The 239-nt window shown below is 51.0% G+C and carries 1 protein-coding gene; it reads left to right on the forward strand.

Annotation, left to right across the window (positions count from 1 at the left end; genetic code table 11):
• Positions 1-55 precede the first annotated feature (55 nt).
• The coding region (locus tag SAZ04_RS22930; protein ID WP_431309059.1) for a hypothetical protein at positions 56-239 on the forward strand (184 nt) is incomplete at its 3' end.

Here is a 239-nt window from a genome sequence, read left to right on the forward strand (position 1 = left end):
TACTTTGTTAAAACCAGAACTCACAGCCGCGGTCTCACCTTTGGGAACCCCTGCCATGCCGATGAAAATGCCCTTTGGCCCCGAAGGATTCCCGAACATCTACTGGCCAATGCCCAACTTGCTCATGGCAAACGTCCCCGGTTTTGAAAGTGTGGCTACAGGTCTAATGAAGCAGACCTTCAAGAACAAAGCAGTTGCAACCAGTGAGGAACTGCGCCAGGCATGTCTTGAAATGGATG

Origin of the sequence: Halalkalibacter lacteus, from assembly GCF_036663595.1 — a bacterium.
GTDB lineage: Bacteria > Bacillota > Bacilli > Bacillales > Bacillaceae_D > Halalkalibacter > Halalkalibacter lacteus.